The sequence below is a fragment of the Microbulbifer sp. S227A genome, from assembly GCF_049800935.1.
This window is the reverse complement of record NZ_JBNAFZ010000004.1, coordinates 346,826-372,993: the sequence shown is the minus strand read 5'-3', so window position 1 is coordinate 372,993 and position 26,168 is coordinate 346,826. Positions and strand designations below refer to the sequence as shown.

The 26,168-nt window shown below is 62.7% G+C and carries 27 protein-coding genes; 12 read left to right on the top strand and 15 right to left on the bottom strand.

Annotated elements, in window-relative coordinates:
• Positions 1-185 precede the first annotated feature (185 nt).
• From ACP15R_RS12285 to ACP15R_RS12270, 4 genes are all read right to left on the bottom strand, one after another.
• Positions 186-956, bottom strand: coding sequence for a helix-turn-helix transcriptional regulator (locus tag ACP15R_RS12285; protein ID WP_424986704.1), 771 nt, complete (start codon positions 954-956; stop codon positions 186-188).
• Entirely contained in the window at positions 953-1,393 is a 441-nt protein-coding gene (gene aroQ, locus ACP15R_RS12280) for a type II 3-dehydroquinate dehydratase (RefSeq protein WP_424986703.1), read from the bottom strand. Before aroQ ends, ACP15R_RS12285 begins: the two co-directional genes overlap by 4 nt.
• Positions 1,394-1,474: 81 nt before the next feature.
• A complete protein-coding gene (locus tag ACP15R_RS12275; RefSeq protein ID WP_424986702.1) occupies positions 1,475-1,942 on the bottom strand; it encodes a MaoC family dehydratase in 468 nt (155 codons plus the stop codon).
• A gap of 27 nt (positions 1,943-1,969) precedes the next feature.
• Positions 1,970-2,971: an NADP-dependent oxidoreductase gene (locus tag ACP15R_RS12270; protein WP_424986701.1), complete on the bottom strand. Its 1,002-nt coding sequence runs from the start codon at positions 2,969-2,971 to the stop codon at positions 1,970-1,972.
• 95 nt (positions 2,972-3,066) lie between these two features.
• Between ACP15R_RS12270 and ACP15R_RS12265 the strand changes: the two genes are divergently transcribed.
• A complete protein-coding gene (locus ACP15R_RS12265; RefSeq protein WP_424986700.1) occupies positions 3,067-3,723 on the top strand; it encodes a histidine phosphatase family protein in 657 nt (218 codons plus the stop codon).
• A gap of 3 nt (positions 3,724-3,726) precedes the next feature.
• Here the strand turns inward: ACP15R_RS12265 and ACP15R_RS12260 are convergent, their stop codons facing one another.
• On the bottom strand, positions 3,727-4,722 hold the full coding sequence (locus tag ACP15R_RS12260) for an NADPH:quinone oxidoreductase family protein (protein ID WP_424986699.1): 996 nt from the start codon (positions 4,720-4,722) through the stop codon (positions 3,727-3,729).
• 132 nt (positions 4,723-4,854) lie between these two features.
• Between ACP15R_RS12260 and ACP15R_RS12255 the strand changes: the two genes are divergently transcribed.
• The 9 genes from ACP15R_RS12255 to ACP15R_RS12215 all read left to right on the top strand — a co-directional run bounded on the left by ACP15R_RS12255 (position 4,855) and on the right by ACP15R_RS12215 (position 13,643).
• Positions 4,855-5,676 carry an SDR family NAD(P)-dependent oxidoreductase gene (locus tag ACP15R_RS12255; RefSeq protein WP_424986698.1) on the top strand — a complete coding sequence of 274 codons (822 nt, stop codon included), beginning with the start codon at positions 4,855-4,857 and terminating at the stop codon, positions 5,674-5,676.
• A gap of 16 nt (positions 5,677-5,692) precedes the next feature.
• Positions 5,693-6,616: an SDR family NAD(P)-dependent oxidoreductase gene (locus ACP15R_RS12250; RefSeq protein WP_424986697.1), complete on the top strand. Its 924-nt coding sequence runs from the start codon at positions 5,693-5,695 to the stop codon at positions 6,614-6,616.
• 83 nt (positions 6,617-6,699) lie between these two features.
• A complete protein-coding gene (locus tag ACP15R_RS12245) occupies positions 6,700-7,704 on the top strand; it encodes an NAD(P)H-dependent flavin oxidoreductase (protein WP_424986696.1) in 1,005 nt (334 codons plus the stop codon).
• Positions 7,705-8,355, top strand: coding sequence for a histidine phosphatase family protein (locus ACP15R_RS12240; protein ID WP_424986695.1), 651 nt, complete (start codon positions 7,705-7,707; stop codon positions 8,353-8,355). It begins immediately after the preceding gene.
• Between the two features lie 9 nt (positions 8,356-8,364).
• The gene (locus ACP15R_RS12235) at positions 8,365-9,393 is read left to right on the top strand and encodes a phosphotransferase family protein (protein ID WP_424986694.1); all 1,029 of its coding nucleotides are present in this window, start codon (positions 8,365-8,367) and stop codon (positions 9,391-9,393) included.
• Positions 9,394-9,423: 30 nt separating this feature from the next.
• A complete protein-coding gene (locus tag ACP15R_RS12230; RefSeq protein ID WP_424986693.1) occupies positions 9,424-10,227 on the top strand; it encodes an IclR family transcriptional regulator in 804 nt (267 codons plus the stop codon).
• Between the two features lie 310 nt (positions 10,228-10,537).
• A complete protein-coding gene (locus tag ACP15R_RS12225) occupies positions 10,538-11,284 on the top strand; it encodes an enoyl-CoA hydratase/isomerase family protein (RefSeq protein ID WP_424986692.1) in 747 nt (248 codons plus the stop codon).
• 47 nt (positions 11,285-11,331) lie between these two features.
• Positions 11,332-12,573: a serine hydrolase domain-containing protein gene (locus ACP15R_RS12220; protein WP_424986691.1), complete on the top strand. Its 1,242-nt coding sequence runs from the start codon at positions 11,332-11,334 to the stop codon at positions 12,571-12,573.
• A gap of 194 nt (positions 12,574-12,767) precedes the next feature.
• Positions 12,768-13,643 carry an acyl-CoA thioesterase gene (locus ACP15R_RS12215; protein ID WP_424986690.1) on the top strand — a complete coding sequence of 292 codons (876 nt, stop codon included), beginning with the start codon at positions 12,768-12,770 and terminating at the stop codon, positions 13,641-13,643.
• Between the two features lie 18 nt (positions 13,644-13,661).
• Here the strand turns inward: ACP15R_RS12215 and ACP15R_RS12210 are convergent, their stop codons facing one another.
• From ACP15R_RS12210 to ACP15R_RS12195, 4 genes are all read right to left on the bottom strand, one after another.
• Complete coding sequence (locus ACP15R_RS12210) at positions 13,662-14,438, bottom strand: SDR family oxidoreductase (protein WP_424986689.1); 777 nt, start codon at positions 14,436-14,438, stop codon at positions 13,662-13,664.
• 10 nt (positions 14,439-14,448) lie between these two features.
• Entirely contained in the window at positions 14,449-15,222 is a 774-nt protein-coding gene (locus ACP15R_RS12205; RefSeq protein ID WP_424986688.1) for an SDR family NAD(P)-dependent oxidoreductase, read from the bottom strand.
• Positions 15,223-15,227: 5 nt separating this feature from the next.
• Positions 15,228-16,538, bottom strand: a complete 1,311-nt coding sequence (locus ACP15R_RS12200; RefSeq protein ID WP_424986687.1) for an acyl-CoA dehydrogenase family protein — start codon at positions 16,536-16,538, stop codon at positions 15,228-15,230.
• A gap of 598 nt (positions 16,539-17,136) precedes the next feature.
• Entirely contained in the window at positions 17,137-18,363 is a 1,227-nt protein-coding gene (locus ACP15R_RS12195; protein ID WP_424986686.1) for an acyl-CoA dehydrogenase, read from the bottom strand.
• Positions 18,364-18,462: 99 nt separating this feature from the next.
• Here ACP15R_RS12195 and ACP15R_RS12190 point away from each other — a divergent pair, with 99 nt between their 5' ends.
• Complete coding sequence (locus ACP15R_RS12190; RefSeq protein ID WP_424986685.1) at positions 18,463-19,374, top strand: LysR family transcriptional regulator; 912 nt, start codon at positions 18,463-18,465, stop codon at positions 19,372-19,374.
• On the opposite strand, the gene ACP15R_RS12185 is transcribed toward ACP15R_RS12190, so the two are convergent.
• Genes ACP15R_RS12185 through ACP15R_RS12165 form a run of 5 tightly spaced genes read right to left on the bottom strand, consistent with a single transcriptional unit; the run spans position 19,371 to position 23,678 of the window.
• Positions 19,371-20,417, bottom strand: a complete 1,047-nt coding sequence (locus ACP15R_RS12185; RefSeq protein WP_424986684.1) for a sensor histidine kinase — start codon at positions 20,415-20,417, stop codon at positions 19,371-19,373. The two genes, ACP15R_RS12190 and ACP15R_RS12185, sit on opposite strands and share 4 nt — an antisense overlap.
• Positions 20,410-21,606, bottom strand: coding sequence for a trans-sulfuration enzyme family protein (locus ACP15R_RS12180; protein ID WP_424986683.1), 1,197 nt, complete (start codon positions 21,604-21,606; stop codon positions 20,410-20,412). The genes ACP15R_RS12185 and ACP15R_RS12180 overlap by 8 nt, the downstream gene beginning before the upstream one ends.
• Positions 21,603-22,130, bottom strand: coding sequence for a gamma carbonic anhydrase family protein (locus tag ACP15R_RS12175; protein WP_424986682.1), 528 nt, complete (start codon positions 22,128-22,130; stop codon positions 21,603-21,605). Before ACP15R_RS12175 ends, ACP15R_RS12180 begins: the two co-directional genes overlap by 4 nt.
• Entirely contained in the window at positions 22,127-22,768 is a 642-nt protein-coding gene (gene gmk / locus ACP15R_RS12170; RefSeq protein ID WP_424986681.1) for a guanylate kinase, read from the bottom strand. Before gmk ends, ACP15R_RS12175 begins: the two co-directional genes overlap by 4 nt.
• A 19-nt stretch (positions 22,769-22,787) precedes the next feature.
• Complete coding sequence (locus ACP15R_RS12165) at positions 22,788-23,678, bottom strand: YicC/YloC family endoribonuclease (protein ID WP_424986680.1); 891 nt, start codon at positions 23,676-23,678, stop codon at positions 22,788-22,790.
• A 306-nt stretch (positions 23,679-23,984) separates the two neighbouring features.
• Here ACP15R_RS12165 and ACP15R_RS12160 point away from each other — a divergent pair, with 306 nt between their 5' ends.
• Positions 23,985-24,605, top strand: a complete 621-nt coding sequence (locus tag ACP15R_RS12160; RefSeq protein ID WP_424986679.1) for a PAS domain-containing protein — start codon at positions 23,985-23,987, stop codon at positions 24,603-24,605.
• 54 nt (positions 24,606-24,659) lie between these two features.
• On the opposite strand, the gene ACP15R_RS12155 is transcribed toward ACP15R_RS12160, so the two are convergent.
• Entirely contained in the window at positions 24,660-26,030 is a 1,371-nt protein-coding gene (locus tag ACP15R_RS12155) for a class II 3-deoxy-7-phosphoheptulonate synthase (protein ID WP_424986678.1), read from the bottom strand.
• Positions 26,031-26,168: the final 138 nt, after the last annotated feature.

Here is a 26,168-nt window from a genome sequence, read left to right as displayed (position 1 = left end):
AATGCACGCACGAGCCGGACAGGTAAGAGAGCCTTGAAATTGCAAGGGTCGTTTCCCGATGTTCCCAGGCCAAAGCCACCACTCACGGAACAATTGCACTTTGCGATTTAAAGCGCGTTTGTAAAAGTAATGTATTCCTTACCCGGGGTAAACACCCATGGGTATAACGAAATATCCGAGCAAAATCAGGACTCTGAGGGCATGGTGAACATCTGGTTCAACAATGCCGCCTTGAGCACCGCCTGCGCCGATGTTTCCACCGAAAGCGACTCGCGCGCGAGCCGGAGATGTTTTTCCACGGTGGCCGAGGTCAGCCCCATCAGGATCGCGATATCCTGTGTCGTCTTGCCATCGCCGACCCATTCGAGCGCCTCGCGCTGTCGCTTGGTCAGGGCACGGTTGGGGGGCGCGTAGGGCAGGGTGAGAATACGCAGATGCGCGATATTGTTCATCAGGTGGATATCCGCGCCATGCTCGGCCCAGACCCGGTCGATGTCTTCCTGTGACATGTCCGCCCGTGCCGCCAGCGAGATCGCCCCCTTGGCGCGCGGGGATATGGATTTGAAGCTGATGGTATAGCCGGACTTGACCTTGAAGGTCAGGTTGAACTCGACCACCTTGATCTGTTCCGGCGTCAGCTTGCCCAGATCGAATTTTTCGTAGATCTGCCGCCAGCTGCCCGCACCTTCGTGTTCCAGCGCCCAGTTCAGCATCGGCGCGTGGAAATACAGGCCACGATGCAGGAAGCCCTCGATATATTCCGGGCTGTGGTTGCTGAGGATGGTGAAATCGTCGGGATCGCCAAGCGATGTTTCCGTGCGATAGCGGGTAAACCCATAGATCAGCCGGTCAAACCCGTATTTCGCCATCTGAGCCGTATGCGCGGGCCAGAGTTCTTCGAGGCTTTGCGCGTTGGTGATGGCAGTCAGGTATTCGCGCAACTCCATGACGCTCATGCCCCTTCCAGATGGGCCTTGAGCGCATCCAGCGCCATGATATAGCCCTGTGGTCCGAACCCGCAGATCTGCCCTAGAGCGACCTTGGCCAGGTACGAGACATGGCGAAAGGGTTCACGTGCGTGGATGTTCGACAGATGCACTTCTACCGCCGGCAATTCGACCGAGGCCACCGCATCCATCAGCGCGATGGAGGTATGGGTATAGGCCCCCGCGTTGATCACCAGCCCCGCCTGCACACCCCGGGCCGCGTGGATCGCATCGACCATGCCGCCCTCGTGATTGGTTTGCAGACAGGACACGCTCAGCCCGATCGCCTCGCCATGGGCGCGGCAGGCATCCTCGACCATGGCCAGTGTGGTGGTGCCGTAGACCTCTGGCTGGCGGGTGCCAAGCAGGTTCAGGTTCGGCCCGTTGAGGATCAGAATGCCAGTCATGATGCCAGTTTCCCTTTTGTCGATAGGTCTTAGGCACGAATGGTGGCGTCTGTCCAGTTCAGAGGGCGATTTGCCCTGAAATCACTCGAAAACCGCCAATCCGAGCCATTGCGCCACCAGCGCGGGCGTGTCCTGGCCCTCGATCTCGATGGTCAGGGTGTTCTCGCGCAGCAATTCGCGTGCGTTGCGCTTGTTGGCCTCGGTCAGCACGAACCGCCCGCGCAACCGCGACCCCGCCCGCACCGGTGACAGGAAGCGCAGCTTGTTGAAGCCATAGTTGATACCCATCACCTGTCCCGGCAGCATCGGAAAGCAATCATAGGCAAAGCGGCTGGCCAGCGACAGCGACAGGAACCCGTGGGCAATGGTGCCGCCAAAGGGGGTTTGCGCCGCCGCGCGGTCCTGGTCGACATGAATCCACTGGGTGTCATGGGTCACGTGGGCAAAGCTGTCGATCATCGCCTGGTCAACGGTGATCCAGTTCGACACGCCGACCTCGGTGCCCAAAAGCGCCTGCGCCTCGTGCAAGGCGTCATCGATTGCGGCCATTGGGGTCTCCTTTCATCTTGCGACAGATCAGGGATCGGGGCCGACGCGCACCATGCGCTTGCCCTTGTTTTCACCGGCAAGCAGACCGATCAGCGCGGCGGGCGCATTGTCGATCCCCTCGACGATATCCTCGAACACCTTGATCTGGCCGGTGCCAACCCAGCTTTGCAGCGCGCGCAGGGCGGTTGCGTCCTGCCGGGCGAAATCCATCACGATGAACCCCTCCATGCGCAGCCGTTTGACCACCACGAGGCCGGGCAGGTTGCGCGGGCCGGTGGGGGCGTCGGTGTCGTATTGGCTGATGGCACCGCAACAGGAAATCCGCCCGCGTTCATTCATCACCGCCAGCGCGGTTTCCAGCACCGCGCCGCCCACATTGTCGAAATAGACATCAACCCCGTCGGGGCAGGCGGCGCGCAGGGCCTTGAACAGGCCGGGATCGCGATAATCGACACAGGCGTCAAAGCCGAGCGTCTCAACGACCCAGCCGCATTTCGCGGCACCGCCGGCAATTCCGACCACGCGGCAGCCCAGGGCCTTGGCGATCTGCCCGACATATCCGCCCACCGAGCCCGCGGCGGCAGAGACCAGTACGGTTTCCCCGGCAATCGGCTGCGCCACATTCACCAGCCCGTGAAACGCGGTCTTGCCCGCGATCCCGTAGACCGACATCAGGTTCGAGAGCGGCCGCACATCCGGCATGTTCTGCACCTTGTGGGCCGGGCGCGTGACGTATTCGGCCCAGACCGACTCGGTGGCCACGATGTCGCCCTTGGCGAGCCGTGGGCTGTTGCTCTGCATGACTTCGCAGATCGCATAGGTGGGCATGATGTCACCGGCCTTGACCGCGTCGCGATAGGTGGCGCCCTGCATCCAGCTTCGGTTCGCGGCATCGATTGACATCAGGATGGTGCGTAGCAGCACCTCGCCATCGCCCGCGATCGGCATGTGGCCATCAATCGCGGTGAAATGCGCCTGTGTCAGTTCGCCCCTGGGCAGGTCTGAAATCGCGATCATTCGGTTTGTCATGGTCATGTCCTGTGGCTAGGGCAATGGTCGGGGTGTTCACTGGCGGACGATCCCGCTAAGCGTTTCGGCAATGGCAATTGGCGAGGGTCCGGGGCATGGGCAAAGAGTATCATCAAACCAGGTTTACCCCGCCGCCGGGCGCGGCCGATCTGCTGTTGATCCGGCACGGGCGCACCGAAGCGGCCCGGCCCGGTGTGTCCTTTCCCATGAAGGACGGCCATGGCGATGCTGCGCTGCATCCCGAGGGCGAGGCGCAGGCGCTGGCGGTGGCCGACCGGCTTGAACACGAACCGCTGGCGGCGATCTATGTTACCAACCTGCGCCGCACCCACCAGACAGCGGCACCGCTGGCGGCGCGGCTGGGGCTTGAGCCGCGTGTCGAGGCCGACCTGCGCGAGATCCATCTCGGGGAATGGGACGGGGGTCTTTACCGGATCAAGGCCGCCGAGAACGCGCCCGAGTTCCAGCGCGCCTTTGAACGGCAGGAATGGGGCGAAATCCCGGGGGCCGAAACCACGGCGGCGCTGCACAGCCGCGTGCGGGCCGGGTTGCTGCGCATTGCGGCGGCCCATCCGGACGAACGTGTGGCGGTCGTGGTTCATGCGGGCGTCGTCGGGGCCGCGATGGCGATTGCCAGCGGTTCGCAGCCCTTTGCCTTCAACCGGGTCGCCAATGGTTCGATCAGCCGCATCGTGATTCAAGATGACCGGATGATCGTGCAGGGGTTCAACGACATGTCGCATCTGGGTTGAAGGTCACGCCATCGTCACGACGACTTTCCCCATCACCTTGCGGTCCTGCATCATCTCCAGCGCCTCTGCGGCCTGCGCCAACGGAAACCGCGCGCTGATGCGGGGTTTGATCTTGCCTGCCGCGTAAAGCTCGAACAGGTCCCTGACATTCTGCATGTGCCCCTTGGGATCGCGCATGGTCGACGCCCCCCAGAACACGCCAACCACCTGACAGCCCTTGAGCAATGTCAGGTTCAGGGGCAGCTTGGGAATTCCGGCAGGGAAGCCGACAACAAGGAAACGCCCTTCCCAGGCAAGCGACCGCAGCGCCGGTTCGGCATAGGCCCCGCCCACCGCGTCATAGACCACATTGACACCATCGGCACCGGCAAGCGACTTGATCTCGCCCGAGAATGCCTTTTGCGCATCGCGGTCCATCTCGCGCGGATAGATCAGCGTTTCATCGGCCCCGATGGAGGTGCAGAATTCGGCCTTTTCCGCGCTGGACACGGCGGCGATAACACGGGCACCGGCGGCCTTGCCCAGTTCGATGGCCGCCGCACCGACACCGCCCGCGGCCCCCAGGATCAGCAGGCTTTCGCCCCGGCGCAGATGCGCCCGGTCTTTCAGTGCGTGGTATGAGGTTCCATAGGTAAAGATGAAACAGGCGGCCTCGTCATAGGGCATGTCACCGGGTATCTTGACCAACCGCGCGGCATCGACGGCCAGATGCGTGGCGAACCCACCAAAGCCGGTCAGGGCCAGCACGCGATCACCCACGTCAAAGCCGGTCACGTCCTTGCCAATGGCCGCAACCTCGCCCGCGATCTCGCCACCTGGGGCAAAGGGGCGGGGCGGTTTCATCTGGTAAAGATCTCGGATCATCAACGTGTCGGGAAAATTCACGCCAGCCGCATGAATGCGAACGATTACCTGCTTGTCATTTGGTTGCGGGTCCGCGAGTTCGGTCAATTCCAGCGTCTCCGGGCCGCCGATGGCATGGCTCAGCATTGCGTGCATGTGATCTCTCCCTGGTGTCGCGCATCGTGATCCTGTCGGGCGACTGTTTCCGCGCAGAACGGTGTTGTCAATCGAAATTCGAAATGCAATTCTGCACAGCGGAACAGGAGCCAGCAACGGAGACACCCCATCATGACCCCCGATATCCTTTTTTCCCTCAACGGGAAGACGGCCCTGATTACCGGTGGTGCCACCGGAATCGGCCGGATGGCGGCAGAAGCATTGCTGCGTGCCGGGGCGCGGGTCCTGATCGCGTCGCGCAAGGGCGAGGCCTGCGAGGCCGTTGCAAACGAGTTGAACGCGCTTGGCGCGAGCGGATCGGCCGAAGGCTTTGCCGGCGATGTCGCAAGCGAAGAGGGCGTCGATGCGCTGGCCAAAGCCGTGGCTGAGCGTACCGACCGGCTTGATATCCTGATGAACAATGCCGGCGTGACGTGGGGCGCGCCGCTGGGCCAGTTCCCCTTTGGCGGGTGGGAAAAGGTGAACGCCGTCAATGTGGCGGGCCTGTTTCACCTGACCCAGAAATTGATGCCGATGTTGATCGCATCCGGAACGGCCCAAGACCCGGCACGGGTGGTCAATGTCGGCTCGGTCATGGGCGAGGTGCCGATGGGTGACGGGGCCTATAGCTATGCCGCGTCCAAGGCCGCGGTGCTGCACCTGAGCAAGATCCTCGCCAAGGAACTTGCCGGCCACCATGTCACGGTCAACGCCCTCGCACCCGGACCCTTCGTGTCGCGGATGACCGCCTTTGCCACCGGCGATGAAGCACTGCGGGACAAGGTCGGAGCGGATGTGCCGCTTGGCCGGGTCGGACGGGATGAGGACATAGCCGGTTGCATGCTGTTCCTGTGCGGACGCGGCGGTGCCTATGTGACCGGAGCGGTGATCCCGGTCAGCGGCGGGATCAATGTGATGACCGCGCCGAATATCTTCGCAAGCGCAATGGAATAGAACCGGAGGTTCAAGCATGGAAATCCGATTTGACAACCGTGTGGCCATCGTGACCGGAGCAGGGACAGGGCTCGGGCGCTGCCATGCGCTTGGGTTGGCCTCGCGCGGTGCCAAGGTCGTTGTCAACGACCTTGGGGCGGCGACCGATGGCACCGGAACCTCTTCGGACGCGGCCCTTGCGGTGGTGGATGAGATCAAATCCGCAGGGGGGCAGGCGATCGCCCATGGCGCGGATGTCGCGGACCCGGATGCGGTGGCCGATATGGTTGCGCAAACCATGGCCGAATGGGGCCGCATCGATATAGCGGTGAACAACGCCGGCATCCTGCGCGACAAGACCTTTGGCAAGCTGGACCTCGATGATTTCCGCAAGGTCGTCGATGTGCACCTGATGGGCAGCGCGACGGTCTGTCATGCCTGCTGGCCGATCATGCGCGACCAGGGATATGGCCGGATCGTTCTGACCTCTTCGGGCAGCGGGCTGTACGGCAATTTTGGCCAGTCCAATTATGGAGCCGCCAAGGCGGCGATGATGGGATTGATGAACGTCCTGCACATGGAAGGGGCACGCGACAATATCCGGGTCAATGTGTTGGCACCGACTGCGGCGACGCGCATGACCGAGGCGCTGATCCCCGCCGATGCGCTGGCGCTGATGTCACCCGAGACGATCACCCCCGGCCTGCTCTATCTCGTGAGCGAGAACGCCCCCAGCCGGGTGATGCTGGGGGCCGGGGCGGGGTGCTTTGCCCAGACGCGGGTCTACGAAACGCCGGGGGTCACGTTGACGGGCGAGATCACCCCGGAGATTGTCGCGGCGCAGTTTGCCGGGATATCTGATCCGAAAGGTCAGAAAGAGCTCGCAAGCGCCTTTGATCAAACAAGAAAATATGTCGCCAACGCCGCGCGGGCCCGTGGTCTGACGCTGGATTGGAACTGAGAGGATTGAAACATGCCTGATCACATCGCAACCCCGCCCGGTCGACGACCGGCCCCGACCATCAGCCAGCCGGGAGAACGGTCATGGTAGCCTGGAAACGCGACGAGAGCCATCTGCCCGCCGCGCTGCGCGGTCTTCGTCTGCCGCTGGTGGGGTCGCCGCTGTTCATTGTGTCCTCGCCCGATCTGGTGATCGCCCAATGCAAGGCCGGGATCGTCGGATCGTTCCCGGCACTGAACGCGCGTGAGGCCGAAGGCGAACCGCCGCTGCTCGAGGCATGGCTGCAACGGATTACCCAGGAACTGGACCGGCACAACCAGGACAACCCGGATCGCCCCGCCGCCCCGTTTGCGGTCAACCAGATCGTGCATCGCTCGAACGCGCGGCTGGATCGGGATCTCGAGATTTGCAATCGCTACAAGGTGCCGATCTGGATCACCTCGCTGGGTGCGCGGGTCGAAGTGAACGACGCGGCCCATGATTGTGGCGGTATCGTGCTGCACGATATCATCAACAACACCTTTGCCAAAAAGGCCATCGACAAGGGTGCTGACGGGCTGATTGCGGTGGCGGCCGGGGCAGGTGGTCATGCGGGTCCGCAATCGCCCTTTGCCCTGATCCGTGAAATCCGCGATTGGTTCTCCGGGCCGCTGCTGCTGTCGGGTGCCATCGCAACCGGCGACGCGCTGTTGGCGGCCTTGGCGGTTGGTGCGGATTTCGGCTATGCGGGCTCGCCCTTCATCGCCACGACCGAGGCCAATGCGCAAGCCGCCTACAAGGAAATGATCGTGGCGAGCGGTGCCGAGGATATCGTGACGTCCACGTTGTTCACCGGGGTGTCGGGCAACTATCTGAAACCCTCGATCACGGCGGCGGGAATGGATGCCGACAACCTGCCATCCGCTGACGCCAGTTCGATGAATTTCGGCTCCGGTTCTTCCAAGCCCAAGGCATGGAAGGAGATCTGGGGATCGGGGCAGGGCATTGGCGCGATCAACGAAATCTCCGACACCGCGGCGCTGGTCGATCGGTTCGAGCGGGAATTCCTGGGTGCCGGTGCCCGGCTCGCTGGCGAGTTCACCGGCTAGATGGCCGAGCTTCTGGTGATCCGGCACGCCCAGGCGAGCTTTGGTGCCGACAATTACGACCGGCTGTCGGCCCTTGGCCACCGGCAGTCGGAGCTGGCGGGCGGGGCGTTGCGCGCCTCGGGCTGGGTGCCGGACCGGCTGGTGACGGGAACCCTTGCCCGTCAGCGCGAAACCCTCGTCTCGATGGGGTTTGACGCGGCACCGGAGCAGCATCCGGGGTTCAACGAATACGATTTCCACGACCTGCTGTCGGTGCGGTTCAACGGCAATGTCCCCGATCCGGTACGCCATGATCGCAAGACGCATTTCCGCGCCCTGCGCGAGACCATTCTCGAATGGCAGGCCGGCGGGCTGAGCGGGGCCAGAGAGAGTTGGAAAGACTTCTCTGAACGCGTTGAAAACGCGCGTAAATTTGCCACTGAAACTCCGGATCGGCGGGTTCTTGTCATCAGCTCGGGCGGCCCCATCGGTGCCTTGGTCAAATCCTGCCTTGGCGCACCGGACGCGCAGATGATGGCGCTGAACCTTCAGGTCAAGAACACATCCTGGACGCGGTTTTTCTTTAACGCCGGCACCTTCCTGCTGCATGAATTCAACGCCACGCCGCATTTTTCCACCCCGGATCGGGCAAAGCTGCTGACCTTCAGCTGAGGAGCGACCATGACACATGAGACTCAGACACTCGACCTTGACGCGGTGGGGGCCTATCTCGGCGCGCATCTTCCGGGCTTTGAAGGCCCGCTGACCGCGCATAAATTCGAAACCGGGCAGAGCAATCCGACTTTCCTGCTCAAGACCCCCGGGCGGAACTATGTTCTGCGCCGCAAGCCACCGGGAACATTGCTGAAATCGGCACATGCGGTGGATCGCGAGTTTCGCGTGCAAAAGGCGCTGGCCGAAACCGACGTGCCCGTGGCGAAGATGCACCTGCTTTGTGACGATGACAGCGTGATCGGTTCGATGTTCTATATCATGGACCATGTGGACGGGCGCAATTTCAACGAGCCGACGATGCCGGATGTTTCGAACGACGTGCGCGGGGCGGTGATCGATGACATGAACCGGGTGCTTGCGGCCCTGCATATGGTCGATATCGATGCGGTCGGCCTGTCCGATTACGGCCCGCCCGGCAATTATTTCCAGCGGCAGGTCGAGCGTTGGTCAAAGCAATATCGCGCCTCGGAAACCGACCCGGTTCCGGCAATGGATGCCCTGATGCGCCAACTGGTCGAACAGATGCCGCAAGATGATGGTCAACGCAGCCTGGTGCATGGCGATTACCGGCTGGACAACATGATCTTCGACGGAACCGGTGCGACATGTCTCGCGGTGCTCGACTGGGAATTGTCGACAATCGGACACCCGTTTGCGGATCTGGCTTCGGTCATCATGCAATGGCAGATGCCGCCCGGACGCGAGGGGCGTGGGCTGGCCGGGGTGGACCGAAAGGCGCTTGGCCTGCCGACGGATGCCGAGTTCATCGCCCGCTATTGCGACCGTCGCGGATTGCCGGGCATCGAGAATTTCGGGTTTTACCTGTCCTTCTGTTTCTTTCGGATGGCGGCGATCATTCAGGGCGTGTTGAAACGGGCGCTGGACGGCAATGCCAGCAACCCGGAACGCGCCATCAAGATCGGTCAATACGTCCCGGTATTCGCGGATCACGGGTTGAAAGCCCTGTCCAAATAGGGCGATTGGGCAGCCAGGAAGGGAAGCGACATGGCGGAAGCGGAATTCAGGGCCAATCCCGACGAGGAAAAGGACCGCAACTTTATCACCGCGTTGGCGCGCGGGCTCGACGTGCTACGGTGTTTTCGACCCAATGAAACAGAGCTGACCAACCATGACATCTCGGAACGCACCGGTTTGCCGAAACCGACGGTCTCGCGGCTGACGCATACGCTGTGCAAGCTGGATTACCTTGTCGCCGACACCCGCTCCGGCAGCTACCGGCTGAGCGCCGGCGTATTGCAGCTGGGCTATGGCGTGTTGTCCGGCATGGAGATCGGCGAGCGCGCGGCGGATGCGATGCGCGAACTGGGCAACGGGCCCAATTCCTATATCACCTGCGCGCTGGCGGAACGGCACCGGATGGATGTGGTCTATCTCGCGGTGCAAGGCTCGCGCGAAGAGATTTCGCTGACCATGCATGTGGGGTCGCGGTTGCCGCTGTTTCGCTCGGCGATGGGGCGCTCGATACTGGCCGGGATGAGCGCGCGGGATCGCGAAGCGGTGCTGGCCGATGCCGACCGGCAGGATCCGGACGGGCAGGAGGGGCGCCACGCCAGCGTCGAGCGCGCGCTTGCCGAGTACAAGGCCAACGGATTTTGCACCGGCTATGGCGACTGGCGGCCCGACGTGAATGCGATCGCGGTGCCGGTCTATTCGCTGAACGGCACGAGGGTCTATGGCCTGAATGTCGGAGGACCGGCCTTTCACGTTAAGGCAAAGCAGCTTGAACAACATTATGCCCCCAACCTGATCCGCGTTGCCGAGGCGCTGAGCTGCCGACCGCGTCACTAGCCGGTGCGCCGATATGGCAATGTTGACGCGGATCATGATTTTACGCGGAAAAGCAAACCCGTAAGGGGCAACAGGTTCGGGCGTCCAGCTTGGCGCAGGGGCAGGAAATGTTGACCGGAAATCATGGGAACCGTGCGCCCGCGATGATGTGCCCAAGGAATGCCGCGCAATCCGGCCAACCGGCGGCAATAGGCGCGTCACATGCTTAGGCCGTTGATTTTTCCGGCTTTCACCGGTTGCGATTTTGCGGGCGAGGCGCATAAATACCGGATGAACCGCACGGCCTTCGCCGGGCGTTGGGGATATGAACATGGATCACCTGCTGCGCAAGGATCGTGACAACGGCATTTCCGAGATCCGATTGCGACGGGCCCCGGTCAATGCGCTGAGCGCGGAGTTCCTGATGGATTTCGCCGGGCTGATCGATGAATTGGTCGCGGATGACACGGTTCGGGGCATCGTGATTGCCAGCGATTTCAAGGTGTTTTCCGCCGGTCTTGACCTGAAGGAAGCGCAGGGCTTTGATCTTGCGGCGCAGAATGCCATTGTCAGGGGGCTGAACCTGGGTTTTCTGGCCCTGTATACCTGCCCGAAACCGACGGTTGCGGCGGTCAATGGCGCGGCGATTGCCGGGGGACTGTTCTTTGTGCTCGCAAGCGACGCGCGCCTGGCAACGCCGGATGCGCGTTTTGGTCTGGCCGAGGTGCGGGTTGGTGTGGATTTCCCGGTGGGGCCGCTTGAAATCGCCCGCGCCACGCTCGATACCAACAGCTTGCGGCGCTTGATGCTGGGCGGGCAGCCGATCAATGCGCAGCAGGCCAGCGCGGCGGGGATCATCGACAACATCGTGCCACCGGACCAGTTGGACGCCGCCGCCCGGGCCGCAGCCCTGGGGCTGGCGGATAGCCCGCCCAACACATATGCCAGCGTAAAGCGCCAGATCCGGGGCGCGGTGTGCGATCGGATCGAACATGCGATGGCCCATGGGGGCAATGCGCCGCCGGGTGGATGGTTCAATGATGAAACCGTCGCGGCGATGCAGCGGATGATCGGTTAGCTTGTCCGCGCAGGGCATTGTGTTTACTTGGAAAAGGGCAAAATCTTATGCAGACCATCAAACCACGGGACGCGGGCTTTGACGGCGACCGGCTGGACCGGATCGCGGCCTGGATGGATCGCTATGTCGGGGAGCGGAAATATCCCGGGTCCTCGGTGCTGATCGCGCGGGGCGGCAAAGAGGTCTATTTCAACGCAACCGGTCGCCGGAATATCACCGCCGATCTGCCGTTTGAGCGGGATACGGTGGCCCGGATCTATTCGATGACCAAGCCGGTCACCACGGTGGCGGCGATGACGCTGGTAGAGCAGGGGCTGTTTCACCTCGATGCGCCGGTCTCCGACTTCCTGCCTGCGTTCAGCGACATGACCGCCCTAGTGCCCGGTGCCGAGCGGCTGGACCAGATCGAACCCTGCGCCAGCCCGACCATTCACCAATTGATGACCCATACCAGTGGGCTCAGCTATCCGTTCAACCCGGGCGTCCTGTCACGGGAAATGGATGAACAAAAGATCATGTTCGGCCCCAACCAGGGCAAGCTTGCGGATATGGCCGACCGGCTTGGCGATTTGCCGTTGGCTTTTCGTCCGGGGTCGCGGTGGGAATACTCGGTCGGGATCGATGTTCTGGGGCGCGTGATCGAGGTTGCGACGGGGCAATCGCTCGACAGGTTCATGGCCGACACCATTCTGGAACCGCTGGGGATGCACGAAACCCGGTTTGTCGTGCCCGACGGTACGGGGGACCGGTTTGCATCGCTCTATACACCGCTGGCGGGCAGCGCGATGGATCTGAATGCCGCGCAGAAGGGCGCGGATACGTTGCGGCTGACCGACGAGCACGGCACTTCGCCCTTTGAAACCGCCGAGATGCACTCTGGCGGCGGTGGTCTGGTGGGGACCATTGACGACTATATGGCCTTTGTCGAAATGCTGCGCCGAGGCGGGGTCTGCGAGGGCGGTCATATCCTGTCGCCGCGCACCGTTGCCTTCATGATGCGCAACCATCTGCCCGGCGATATCGCCTCGATGGGACCGCAGAGCTTTGCCGAACAGCCGATGGAGGGCATGGGCTTTGGTCTTGGTGGCTCGGTCGTGCTGGAACCCGGCCGCGTGCGCAGCCCGGGCAACGTCGGCGATTTCAGCTGGGGTGGCATGGCCTCGACTTTCTTCTGGATCGACCCGGTTCTGGACCTCTCCGTGGTGTTCTTTACCCAGCTTTCGCCGTCCAGTTCCTATCCCGCGCGACCGCAACTCAAGGCGCTGGTCCATGGGGCGTTGACGGGTTGATCCGTCCTTCCCCGAGCCGCCCGTTGGCACCTGGCGGGCAAGGCGCTGGAAAAAGCAGCCGAAAAGGTGTTGTTGGGCGTGGAACCGGAAATCGGGGTCGATCGTGATTCCATGAACAGACCGGTCAACATTGAGCCCTCGGCGCCCATGCACCTTTGCGGGCGCGAACCCAGATCGGAAAGGAACAGGTGCCCATGACCGGTGTCGGAGAAGAATTGCTGAACCTGCTGGATGTCGAGCAGCTCGAAGTCGACCTGTTTCGCGGCATCGGTTCGGGTGGCGAAACCACGACGCGGATCTTTGGCGGGCAGGTGATCGCCCAGGCGCTCGCGGCGGCATACAAGACCGTGCCCGATCGGCTGTGTCACTCGCTGCACGCTTATTTCATCCGTCCCGGCGATCCGTCCATCCCGGTGATCTACAGTGTCGACCGGGCGCGTGACGGCGGCAGCTTTACCACCCGCCGGGTCGTCGCGATCCAGCACGGGCGACAGATCCTGAACATGTCGGCTTCGTTTCACATCGAGGAGGAGGGCTGGGACTATCAACACCAGATGCCGGATGTCGAGGGCCCGGACGGGTTGTTGTCACATGCCGAGCGCCGCGATGACTTTGTCGACCAGATCCCCGAAAAATTCCGGCAAGAATTCCTGCGCCCGCGACCCATTGAAATCCGCGAGGTCGCGCCGCGCGATTTCATCGCGCCCGAACCGACCGGTGACACCAACCATGTCTGGTTCCGGATGCCCGATGCCAGGGGAACCGACCGCAAGACCGAACATGTGCTGCTGGCCTATGCCTCGGACATGTACCTGCTGGGCTCATCGCTGCGCCCGCACGGGTTGACCTGGTTTCAGGGCAAGACGATGACCGCCAGCCTGGATCACGCCATGTGGTTTCATGCACCGATCCAGTTTGAAGACTGGCACCTTTATTCGATGGACGCGCCCTTTACCGGCGGGGCGCGCGGGTTCAATCGCGGTTCCATCTATCGGCAGGACGGCACGCTGGTTGCCAGCGTGGCGCAGGAAGGGCTGATACGGCCGCTCAGGACGAAACCCGCCGGGTGAACCCGGGCGACGGCGGCCCTATGAGCCTTTGCCGTCGCCATAAATGCGGTTGAGCTTGCGCATGCCGCCGATCCAGCGGTCATAATTCTCCGTCTTGAGCCGCATATAGCCCTGTACCTCGGGATGCGGCAGCACGAGAAAGGTCTCGTCATGGATCGCCCTGACGCAGGCCTCGGCCACAGCCTCGGGCTCCAGCATCCCGTCCAGCGCCGCCACCGAGCCTTCGTGCCCACGGGTCATTTCGCTGCGCACCGCCTGCGGACAGAGAACCGAAACGCGAATGCCCTGATCCCCATGGCTAAGCGCCAGCCATTCCGCCAGCCCGACGGCGGCGTGTTTCGTCACCCCGTAAGGCGCGGCGCCAACCTGGTTCAGCAACCCGGCGGCAGAGGCGGTGTTCAACAGGTATCCACCGCCACGCTCAATCATCAGGGGCAACAGGTGCCGGGCCGCCCAGACATGGGACATCACGTTGATATCCCATATCTTTTGCCAATCTTCATTGGCAACTTCCATACCGCCCAGGGTCAGGATCCCCGCGTTTGAACAGAACAGGTCGATGGGGCCGATATCGCTTTCGACCCGATCAATCAGCGCGGCGATATCGCCCTCGCGCCCGACATTGACCGCAAATGCCACGCCGTCAATCTGTTCGGCGGTCTCGATGGCCCCCGTCAGGTTCAGGTCGGCACATACCACGCTCTTGGCACCCTCGGCGGCAAAGCGCAGGGCCAGTGCCCGGCCAATGCCGCTGGCCGCGCCGGTCACCACCACGATCTTGTCTTTCAATTCCATGATCTTACCCTCATGCCCACATGTTGGACCCGCCACAGACCGTCAGCGCCTGACCGGTCATGTAGCGGCTTGCATCCGACGCCAGAAACACGGCGATGCCCTCGAAATCCTCGGGCTCTCCCAGGCGGCGCAGGGGGATGTCCTTGCGGATACGTTCTTCGACCTCGGGCTTGTCCCAGAGTTCCCGCGCAAAGTCGGTCTTGACCAGCCCCGGACAGATGGCATTGACCCGGATGCCGGCGGGGCCGAATTCTGCCGCGATATTGCGCACCAGCCCGATCAACGCCAGCTTGGACATGCCATAGGTTCCCAGCATCGTTGAGGGTTTGAAGGCCCCGATCGAACTGGTGAACATCATCGATCCGCCACCCGCCCGGGCCATGTCGGGGGCAACCATCCGGGCCAGCCACAGGTTCGATTGCACATTGGCCGACATGGTCTTGTCATAGGCATCGTCGGGGATTTCCGAGGTCGGCCCGTAGTAGGGGTTCACACCCGCATTGCCGATCAGGATATCAACCGGGCCGGCGCGCGCGCGGGCCGTATTCACAAGCGCCTGCACCTGCTCCTTGGAACCGATGTTGCAGGCCACCGCGATGGCTCGCCCTGATCCGGCTGCCGAGTTGATCTGCGCCGCCGCATCGTCAAGCTGCTCCTGCTTGCGCGCGGCAATCACCACGGTCGCACCATGGCGGGCGAGGGCGGTCGCCATGTGCAAGCCCATGCCCCTGGAAGCCCCGGTCAGCACCGCGACCTTGCCCGTCAAATCAAAGAGCTCCGCCATGTTGCTCAGGGTCCCTCGAACATACGGCCACGCGATTGATCCTTGCTGTCGGACTTGCGGTGGTTGGAGTTCTGAAAGTCCTTGACCTCGGCCCGCGCAACCACGTGATGATGCACCTCGTCCGGCCCATCGGCAAACCGCAGGGTCCGCTGGCCAGTGTACATTTCCGACAGGGGCGACCATTGCGAAAGGCCGGTCGCGCCATGCACCTGCATCGCCTGATCGATGATCTGACAGACCTTTTCGGGCACCATCGCCTTGATCATGCTGACCCAGATGCGCGCTTCCTTGTTGCCCAGCACGTCCATCGCCCGCGCCGCCTTGAGCACCATCAGGCGCATCGCCTCGATATCGATGCGCATGCGCGAAACCGTCTCCATGTTCTTGCCAAGATCGATGATCTTCTTGCCAAAGGCTTCGCGCGAAACCCCACGTTCGATCAGCAGGTCCAACGCCCTTTCCGCCTGACCGATCGAGCGCATGCAGTGGTGAATACGACCGGGCCCCAGCCGCAGCTGGCTGATTTCAAACCCGCGCCCTTCACCCCAGAGCATGTTGGCGGCCGGAACCCGCACATTGTTCATCCTGATATGCATATGCCCATGCGGTGCGTCGTCATGGCCAAAGACACACATCGGGCCGACAATCTCGACGCCCGGCGTGTCCATGGGCACCAGGATCTGGCTCTGCTGGCGAAAGGTCTCGGCCTCGGGCGAAGTCTTGACCATGCAGATCATGATCTTGCAGCGCGGATCACCGGCACCGGAAATGTAATATTTCTCGCCATTTATGACCCATTCATCACCTTCCAGCACCGCACTGGTCGAAATGTTGCGGGCATCCGAACTCGCCACATCCGGCTCGGTCATCGCGAAACACGACCGGATTTCACCGGCAAGCAGCGGTTTCAGCCATTTTTTCTTCTGCTCCTCCGTGCCGATCCGCTCCAGAACCTCCATGTTGCCCGTATCCGGTGCGGAACAGTTCAGGGTTTCAGACGCCAGGGGATTCTTGCCCAGCTCTGCCGCAATATAGGCGTAATCAAGGTTCGACAGCCCTTCGCCGGTTTCCGCGTTGGGCAGGAAAAAGTTCCACAAACCCGCTTCGCGCGCCTTGATTTTGGCGCTTTCGAGCAATTCCAGCTGGCCCGGCGCATAGGACCACCGATCGGCACGGCCTTCACCAAGGCGATAGAATTCGTCAGTGATCGGATCGACATTGTCGCGGATGTGCCGGACCACCGACGCCAGCAGCGGCTTGGCCTTGTCCGACATTTCCAGATTGTTCAGCTCCAATGGCGTGTTGTCATGGACCATGTGGACTCCCTTTCAATATTCGTCTTCAGTGCGTTTGATGATGGTTTTACGACCCGCAGGAACAGGGCGCGGGCAGGGGCTCCAAGACGGGGACGCTACCGGTTGGGTGTTCAGGATCGATCGGCAAAGTATTGGAAAGTAATAGAAAGGCATTCGGCGCAAACGTAGAGCGAACTCTACCGCCCAGCGTGTCCCGTTCGATCGGCAGTAGATCAGACTCATGCGCGAACACGATCCGAACCCCAGTCGCTGAAACACGCGCAAACTGCATTGCACATCTGATGCTCCTCCCAAGGCGCGAGTTCGGCGTCAGCACAAACCGCCGCGACTCTGCCGTTGAGGAACGTTAGACCGAATTGCCCATGCTTCCAACCTGTACCGCATACCGAAACGCCGTTTCGCAGCGTCAGTATTTGATTTCGGCCCACTATTTACATAATACCGATTACAGGAATAATCAATGTAAGACGGGCACATTCTAAACTGGGTTGAGACAAATCCCCTATCTTGCTGAAAAACGAGAATAACGGGTCACGACAGCGGATTCACCAACCGACACACCGCGCCGCAAGCGGCCCTGCGGCGCGGTGTGTTGGGGTCAGAAAAACGCCTGCAACCCGGTTTGCGCGCGTCCAAGGATCAGGGCGTGAACGTCGTGGGTGCCTTCATAAGTGTTCACGGTCTCGAGATTCAACAGATGCCGGATCACCTGGTATTCGAGGCTGATGCCGTTGCCGCCATGCATGTCCCGCGCCATCCGCGCCACGTCGAGCGCCTTGCCGCAATTGTTGCGTTTGACGATCGAGATCATTTCGGGCGCGGCATTGGCGTCATCCATCAAACGGCCCACGCGCAGGCTCGCCTGAAGGCCGAGTGCGATCTCGGTCTGCATGTCGGCCAGCTTTCTCTGGAAGAGCTGTGTCTGTGCCAGCGGTCGGTTGAACTGTTGCCGGTCCAGCCCATATTGGCGTGCCGCGTGCCAGCAGAATTCCGCGGCCCCCATGGCACCCCAGCTGATCCCGTATCGTGCGCGGTTCAGGCAGCCGAACGGACCTTTGAGTCCCTGAACATTGGGCAGCAGCGCGTCGTCGCCGACCTCGACCCCATCCATGACGATTTCGCCGGTGATGGACGCCCGCAGACTCATCTTGTTTTCGATCTTGGGCGCGCTCAGCCCCTTCATGCCTTTCTCAAGAACAAACCCGCGTATCTTGCCGCCATGTTCGTCGGATTTGGCCCAGACCACGAACACGTCTGCCAACGGCGCGTTGGAAATCCACGTCTTGGACCCGGTCAGCTTGTAACCGTTTGCGGTCTTGACGGCGCGTGTCTTCATCCCGGCGGGATCGCTGCCGGCATCCGGTTCGGTCAGCCCGAAACAGCCGATGAATTCACCGCTTGCCAGCTTGGGCAGATATTTCTGGCGCTGTTCCTCGCTGCCATAGGCATAGATCGGATACATTACCAGCGAACTCTGCACCGACATCATCGAGCGATAGCCGCTGTCGACACGCTCGACTTCACGCGCCACCAGGCCATAGCTCACATAGCCAGCGCCCAGCCCGCCATATTCCTCGGGGACCGTCACCCCCAACAGGCCCATATCACCCATTTCCCGGAAAATCTCGGGATCGGTCTTTTCATTGGCAAAGGCATCGAGAATGCGGGGTTGCAGTTTTTCCTGCGCATAGGCCCGCGCACTTTCGGTGATCATGCGTTCATCCTCGGTCAGCTGATCCGCCAGTCGCAACGGGTCGTCCCATGTAAACTGACCGAGCTCCGGTGCATCCTTGGCCTTGAGGCTGGGTTTATGCGAAATGTTCATGCGATGCTCCTGGTGCACTGAGGTTTTTGGGCAAGATATCCCGCCATCGCCGCTAAATATAGCGAGACATTCACATGCTTTCATGAGTATACCGCATACATGAATACCCCTCGCCGCCTCCTGCCCTCCTTGTCCTCGTTGCGCGCTCTCGAAGCCCTCGACCGCCTTGGCAGCGCCACCGCCGTCGCCGATGAGTTGTCGCTGACCCAAAGCGCGATCAGCCGGCAACTGCAGACGCTGGAGCAACAGATGGGGCTGAAAATGATCGTCCGCGATGGCCGTCGGCTGACCCTGACTCCGGGCGCACGCAAATACGCGGGCGAGGTTCGACTGGCGCTTGACCAGATCGCGCAGGCCTCGTTGCGCTTGCGCATTGCCCCGGATGGCGGCACCCTGAACCTCGCGATCCTGCCAACCTTCGGGATGCGGTGGCTGGTGCCCCGGCTTCCGGATTTCGCACGGCTGCACCCGCAGGTGACGGTCAACATGAACACCCGCTTGCAACACTTCAACTTTGCCAGAGAAGGGTTTGACGCTGCAATACATTTTGGTCAGGCAGATTGGCCTGACACCGGCCACATGCTGTTGCGGCACGAGCAGCTTCTGCCGGTCTGCGCCCCGTCGCTCGTGCCGGATGACCGCATCCTTGCGCCGCGCGATCTGTTGCAGATGCCGCTGTTGCATATCGAGACGCGCCCCGATGCCTGGGCTGACTGGTTTCACGCCCAGGGCGTCACGCTGACCAAGCCGGTGACCGGAACGCTGTATGACCAGTTCTCGACCATCACACAGGCTGCGCAGCATGGGTTGGGTGTCGCGCTGATGCCGGATTACCTGGTCGAGCAGGACCTTGCTCTTGGCAATCTGGTTGCACTGCATGACCGCCCGACCGAGGCGCACGGCGCGTATTACCTCGTCTGGCCGCTGGACAAGGCCGGCGATACGGCCTTGCTGCGGTTTCGCGAGTGGTTGGCCTCACAGGTCGAACCCGAGGACCTGCTGCCCCGCTAGCGCGGCAGGATCACGGTAAAGGTTGCGCCCTGCCCCGGTTCGCTTGCCACTTTCATGCGGCCCCGGTGCCGATTGACGATATGCTTGGCGATGGCAAGCCCAAGCCCGGTTCCGCCCAATTGCCGCGACCGGTGATTGTCGCCGCGATAAAACCGTTCGGTCAGGCGCGGCAGGTGGATGGGATCGATCCCCGGCCCCTTGTCTCGCACCTCGACCTTGGCGGTTGGCGCACGCAGCGCGGCGTCGCGTTCGCAAAGCTCGACCGACAGAACCACCTCTTTGCCGGCACCGCCATATTTGATCCCGTTCTCGATCAGGTTGGTGAACACCTGCCGCAGCTGGTCCTCGTCGCCGGGGATCACCACCGGATCGGCTGGCCCGTCCACCGCCAGGGAAACGCCGTTGGCATCCGCCAGCGGCCTGAGCGATGACAGCGTCGATGAGAGCAGCGGCAGCAGTTCGACCCGCCCGGTGGGGCGCACACGCTCTTCCGCCTCGACCCGGCTCAGCGACAGCAGGTCGCCGACCAGGCGATTCATCCGCCCGGCCTCTTGCTCCATGATGGTGAGGAACCGATCCCGCGCCTCGGCATCATCGCGCGCCGGGCCGCGCAGCGTTTCGATGAACCCGATCAGCGCCGTCAGCGGCGTGCGCAATTCGTGGCTGACATTGGCGACGAAATCGCGGCGCATCTGGCCCGCCTGCTCCATGTCCGCGCGATCCTGAAAGCTGACGACCGCGACGCCGGGCTGTCCGCTCCCGGTCATCTCGATATAGCGGCAGGTCACGTCCAGCGGCGCGTCCTGTGTCGCACTGCCCAGCTTGTGCCGCGCAAGATGTTCCCCGTGATCCGCGAGCGTCGCCTCGATTGCCGCGATCACCTGGGGTTGGCGCAGAACCGTGGCGAAATGCCGACCGACCATTTCCGGGCTGAACATCTTGAGCGCCTCGGGATTGGCCGCGACGATCCATTCGGTCTCGTTGATGATCGCCGTTGGCAGCGGCGTCGCGCGCAGCAGCAGGTCAAGTGCGGTTTCAGGCATCGCTCTGGACCATGCCGGCGGCGGCCACCGCGTCGGTAAAGACCGCCTTGAGCTGTTCGGGATCCTCAAGGCCGACGGAGACCCGGAAGAACCCCTCGCTCAGCCCGTTTGCTTCACGGTCGGCGGCGCTCATGGATCGGTGCGACGAAGATGCAGGATGCGACAGGGTGGTGCCCACATCGCCAAGTGTCGGCGCAAAGCTCAGCCCGTCCGCCGCGCGGGTAAAGGCATTGGCCGCACCCCGCCCGCCAGTCAATTCAAAGCTCACCATGTTGCAGCCCTGCCCCGCCAGCAGCTGCGCAGCGCGGGCGTGGTCCGGATGGTCGGGACGCATCGGGTAGATCACCCGCCTGACCCCTGGCAGGGTGGCCAGGTGATCCGCCAGGATGGCCGCGCTCTGCTGCGCCCGGTCAAACCGCAGCTCGAAAGACAACATGCCCCGCTCTGCCAGCCAGCAATCAAAGGGGCTTGGCGTCAGCCCCGTGGTCACCGCGAACACCCGCAGCTTTTCGGTCAGCTCCGGATCGCGGGCCACCGCATAGCCCAGCATCACGTCGGAATGCCCCGCCAGCAGCTTGGTCAGCGAATGGATCACGATATCCGCGCCATGATCGAACGGGCGAAAGGCGCGCGGCGTGGTAAAGGTATTGTCCACCACCAGCAGGATCCCCCGCTCGCGGCACAGCCCGGCAAGCCCCGTGATATCGGCAAGGCGCAGGGTGGGGTTTGACACCACTTCGACCAATACCATGCGGGTTTCCGGGCGTATCGCCGCCCTGACCGCCGACACGTCACCGGGGTCCGCAAGCGTGGTGGCGATCCCCAGGCGCGGCAGATCTTCGTTCATCAGCCGCAGGGAGCGTCCGTAAAGCTGGGTGCCGCCGATGACGTGATCGCCCGCGCTCAGCAGCCCCATCAGCACCGCGCTGACCGCCGCCATGCCCGAACCGGTCATCACCCCGCCCTGCGCGCCCTCCAGCACGTCCATGCGGGCGGCGACCACATCGGCATTGGGATGGCCTTCGCGCGAATAGGTGTAGCCGTGCAGCCGCCCGTCATATTGATCGTCGAGCATGTCCGGCGTTTCGCTCGCATAGACCACCGAAGGAGACAGCGGCGTGACCACCGGCTGACTGGCGCTCGCGGGCAAGGGATCGGGCCGCACCAGCGATCCGCGTGCGTTTTTCATGGTTCAACGACCTTCAGTTGTTCACGGAAAATGGACATGTTCTCGTGGTAATGCGCCGCCGATGCCGCCAGCATCTTTTGCGCCTTGTCATCCAGCTGTCTGACCACACGTCCCGGCGCCCCCATCACGACGCTGCCATCGGGAATGTCCTTGCCCTCGGTGATCAGCGCCCCTGCCCCGATCAGGCAGTTGCTGCCGATGGTTGCGCCGTTCAGCACCGTGGCTCCCATCCCGATCAGCGAATTGCTCCCCACGGTACAGCCATGCAACATGACCTTGTGGCCGATGGTGCAATCCCTGCCGATCGTCATGGGAAAGCCGGGATCCACATGCAGGACACAGTTTTCCTGCACGTTTGATCCCTGGCCGATGCGGATCCGTTCATGATCGGCGCGGATCGTGGTGCCGAACCAGACCGATGCGCCGGCCTCGATCTCGACCAGCCCGATAACATTCGCATCCGGCGCAACCCAGGTATCCGGGTGCAGCGTCGGAGTCTTTCCATCCAGCGCGTAGATCGTCATGCCTTGTCCTCGAATTCCGCCTGAAGCGCGCGCACATGGTCGGTCAGGTCCGGCTGCTGGCTGCGGCGCAGGCGGGTGGCCGTCACGATGGTCTTGAGCCGCTCTTCGGTGGCGTCGAGATCGTCATTGACCAGCACGAAATCATAGCCGTCCCAGTGGCTGATCTCGTCCCAGCTCTTTTGCATCCGCCGCGCGATGGTCTCGGCATCGTCCTGTCCCCGACCTTCGAGCCGCCGGCGCAGCTCGGTAATCGACGGCGGCAGCAGGAAAATCGACAGCGTGTTCTGGCCAAGCGCCGAGTTGCGGATCTGCTGCGCTCCCTGCCAGTCGATGTCAAACAGAACATCCTGCCCCGCGTCGATCGCCCGTTGCACCGGGGCGCGCGGCGAGCCGTAGAAGTTACCGAACACATGCGCATGTTCCAGCATGTCACCGGCGGAAACCTGCGCCTTGAAATCCGCATCCGAGGTGAAAAAGTAATCCGCGCCGTCAACCTCGCCCGTACGCGGGGTGCGGGTCGTGGCGCTGACCGAGAACAGGATCGAGGAATCCCAGTCGCGCAGCCGCCGGGCCAGGGTGGATTTGCCCGCGCCCGAAGGCGAGGAAAGGATGATCAGAAGCCCGCGCCGGTCTACCATGTCGATTGGATGCCTCTTGTTATTCCACGTTTTGCACTTGTTCGCGCATTTGATCGATCACCGCCTTGAGGTCGAGCCCCACCGCCGTCAATTCGGTGGATTGCGACTTGGAGCACAGCGTATTGGCCTCGCGGTTGAACTCCTGCATCAGGAAATCGAGCTTGCGCCCGACCGCACCGCCCTTGGCCAGCAGATCGCGTGCCGCTGTCACATGGGCACCCAGCCGGTCAAGCTCTTCGGTGACATCCGCCTTGACCGCGATCAGCGCCAGTTCCTGCGCCACGCGCGCCGGGTCCGCCCCCTCGGCATTGTCCAGCACCCGCGCCAGGTTGCTCCGCAGCGTCAGTGCCATCGCCTCGCGGCGCGCCCCTGCCAGTACCGCCGCCCGCGCCGCCAACTCGGCGATCCGGTCAAGCTGCTCGCCAAGCACCTGTTGCAGCGCGGCCCCTTCGTTGCGCCGCATGTCAAGGAATGCCGCGACCAGCGCCGGGAAATCCGCGCGCAGCCGGGCGATCAGCGCCGTGTTGTCATCCTCGCCCGAAACGGCATCGAACATGCCGCGCAACGTGAACAGATCGCTCGCCCGCGACGGGGCCAGGGTCATGCCGCGCTCCTGCGCCTCGGCCTCGATCTCGGCCAGCGCCGCCAGCGCCGCCTGCATGACCGGACGGTTCAGGGCAAGATCGCCGGTCTCATCCGAGCGCGAGATGCGCAGTGACAAGGTGACATTGCCGCGGGTGACAGATTTCGCCAATTCTGCGCGCAGGGCCGCTTCGAGCCCCTGCAACCAATCCGGCACCCGCAGCCGCAGATCCAGGCCCTTGCCATTGACGCTGCGCAGCTCCCAGCCCCAGGAATGCGGCGCGCACGCGCCCTTGGCCGAGGCAAAACCCGTCATCGAATTGATCATCTGCGCCCTGCCCGTGATCTGTCATTTGTCCTGTCGCGGCATACCTAAAGGCATTGCCCGATACAGGGCAAGCCCCCGCCGGTACAGCCGGTCGGCCGGCACCGCCAAACAGTTAACCAATTCTTAAAGTTCTTGTTCAAAATCTTAAAAAATATGTCACGTTAACACTTGAGTAACCATTATGAAGCAAGTCCTACGAGTGGGTTTGGCCAGAAGGCAAACCCGATGCGTCCGGGGCGGCTGCGCGAGAGAGTTAAAGAGATGTTCAGTATTTTCCGCCCGAGAGATACGGGAAAGGTGGTAGCAATGGACCGGTTCCGCAGTGGGGCGAGCCTGTCGCCGATACGGCAGACCGAAGCCTATTGGAGCGCGCTGCGCGAGGGGACCGACATCCCCTTCCGCTCGCAGATCGACCCGCGCGGGCTTGAGCAGGTTCTGGAATATGCGTTCATTCTCGAACGCGTCGCCCCCGGCATCGGCCGATTCCGGCTGGCCGGGCAGCATCTGTGCCAGCTTGCCGGGATGGAGGTGCGCGGCATGCCGATCACCTCGTTCTTTACCACCGACGGGCGCGAAGGCATGGCCGCGACTCTGGAATATGTCTTTGACACGCCGGCGGTGGCCGAACTGAGCCTCATGGGAGAACGTCAGAGCCTGCGCGGTACCTGCGAGGCCCGCATGATCCTGTTGCCCCTCAAGAGCGATCTGGGCGATTGCAGCCGCATCCTCGGGGTATTGGTGGCCGATGGCGATTTTGGCCGCACACCGCGCCGTTTCGACATTGCCGACACCCAGATCCGCGATCTGGCCGCCGGTCAGGCGGCCCCCACGCCCGCCGCCGAGGCCGCGCGTGGATTTGCCGAGGCTCAGACGGTGCTGGGCGGCAAGGCGCCGCATCTGAGGCTGGTGAAAAGCGACGAGCGTTAATCGCCCCCGTCCGAACATGTAAGGCGCCGGTCATCCCGGCGCCCCGCATTGCTGTCAGACCGCTTCGCGCTGCTGCCGCCTGGCCCGCAGGCCGGACAGTTCCTCGGCCACCAAGAACGCCAGTTCCAGCGACTGGCTGGCATTCAGGCGCGGGTCGCAGGCGGTGTGGTAACGATCGGACAGGTCCTCTTCGCTGACCGCCTGAACGCCACCGGTACATTCGGTCACGTCCTGGCCGGTCATCTCGAAATGCACCCCGCCCGGCACCGTGCCTTCGGCCGCATGGATGCCAAAGAACTCGCGCACCTCGCGCAGCACCGAGTCGAACGGCCGGGTCTTGTAGCCGCTGGATGACTTGATGGTGTTGCCATGCATCGGGTCACAGACCCACACCACCTCGGCCCCTTCTTCGCGCACGGTCTGGATCAGGCGCGGCAGGTTCTCTGCCACCTTGCCCGCCCCAAAGCGCGAGATCAGCGTCAGGCGGCCCTGCTCGTTGCCGGGGTTGAGCTTGGCCATCAACACCTTCAGGTCCTCGCTGGTCATGCTGGGCCCGCATTTGAGGCCAATCGGGTTCAGCACGCCACGCGCGAATTCCACATGCGCGCCGTCCGGCTGACGGGTGCGGTCGCCGATCCAGATCAGGTGCCCGGACCCGGCCAGCCAGTCGCCGGAAATGGAATCGCGCCGGGTGAGCGCCTCTTCGTATTCCAGCAGCAGGCTCTCGTGGCTGGTGTAGAATTCGACCGATTGCAACGTGTGCGCCGTATCCTGGTTGACGCCCGCCGCCTTCATGAAGTCAAGCGTGTCGCTGATCCGGTTGGCCACTTCGCGATAGCGTTCCGCCTCCTGGTTCTCGGTAAAGCCGAGGGTCCAGGAATGCACCTGGTGCACATCCGCGTAACCACCCGTCGAAAACGCCCGGATTAGGTTCAGCGTCGCCGCGGCCTGGGTGTAGGCTTGCAGCATCTTGCCCGGATCGGCGATGCGCGCTTCGGGGGTAAAGGCCAGCTCGTTGATGATGTCGCCACGGTAACTCGGCAGCTCGACACCGTTCACCACCTCGGTCGGGGCGCTGCGCGGCTTGGCAAACTGGCCGGCCATGCGGCCCACCTTGATCACCGGAACCTTGGCGCCATGGGTCAGCACCATCGCCATCTGCAACATCACCTTGAACGTGTCGCGGATGCTGTCGGCGCTGAACTGGTCAAACGCCTCGGCGCAATCGCCGCCCTGAAGCAGGAACGCCTCGCCCCGCGCAGCGGCCCCGAGATGCGCCTTGAGGCGACGGGCCTCGCCGGCAAAAACCAGCGGCGGATATTTCGAGAGTTGCGCCTCGACCGCGTTCAATGCCGCCTGGTCGGTATAGTCGGGCATCTGAATCCGAGGCATGCTGCGCCATCCGGTTTTTTGCCACTCACTCATCGCTCTGATCTCCGTTCCGCGTCTCAGGGGGCCTCTATACAAAAGCGCGGCGCAGGTTGCCATATCCGAAATGCGTCTCTTGACGTCGCAGATCGGGTTTGAGCAAGGTGAAACCCGCAAGGCCCCGCGCGAAGGAAA